The organism is Clavibacter sp. MX14-G9D, from assembly GCF_032917815.1.
Classification (GTDB): Bacteria; Actinomycetota; Actinomycetes; order Actinomycetales; family Microbacteriaceae; genus Clavibacter; species Clavibacter michiganensis_K.
This window is the reverse complement of the sequence record NZ_JAVCVL010000441.1, coordinates 1-603: the sequence shown is the minus strand read 5'-3', so window position 1 is coordinate 603 and position 603 is coordinate 1. Positions and strand designations below refer to the sequence as shown.

Genomic DNA, 603 nt, shown 5'->3' with positions numbered 1-603 from the left:
GTTCCTCGCGGTGTCGGCGGCCGTCGCGTTCCTCACGGCCTGCACGAGCGTGGCCCTGGGGCCGCTCGTCACGGGGGTGCTCGGCCGGGAGCCCGCCGCCGGGCAGCTGCTCTACGCCATCACGGGAGGCGCGGCGCTCGCCTCGGCCGTCCTCACGACCGCGCTCGGGACCGAGCGGCGGGCCGCCCCCGTCCTCCTGCTCGGCGTCGTGGGGCTGTGCCTCGCGCAGGCCGCGCTCGGCGCGTCACCGGGCCTCCCCGTCGCGGTCGCCGCCGCCGCCGTCGCCGCCGCGGCCAGCGCACCGGTCACGGTCGCCGTCAGCACGCTCCTCAAGGCCACGGTCCGCACCGACCACCTCGGGCGGATCGCCGGCATCGACCGGGTGGTGGACGACACCGCCATCGTCGTCGGCCACGTCGCGGCGCTCGGGGGTCTGGCCGCGGCGGATGCCCGGCTCGTGCTCGTGGGCTCGGCGGTGGTCGTCCTCCCGCTCGTCGTCCCGGCGATGCTGCGCCTCCGCGCGCGGCCCGCGGCGGCGGCCGTCGGTCCCTGACCGCGACGGCCCGCGGGTGCAGGACCGGCCCGGCCCGCGGGTTCGGGATC

Annotated in this window: 1 protein-coding gene; it reads left to right on the top strand. The window is 79.6% G+C overall.

The window, feature by feature from the left end; all coding sequences use genetic code 11:
* Positions 1 to 553: hypothetical protein (locus Q6969_RS16195; RefSeq protein WP_317231350.1), on the top strand; the 553-nt coding region annotated here is incomplete at its 5' end.
* Positions 554 to 603: the final 50 nt, after the last annotated feature.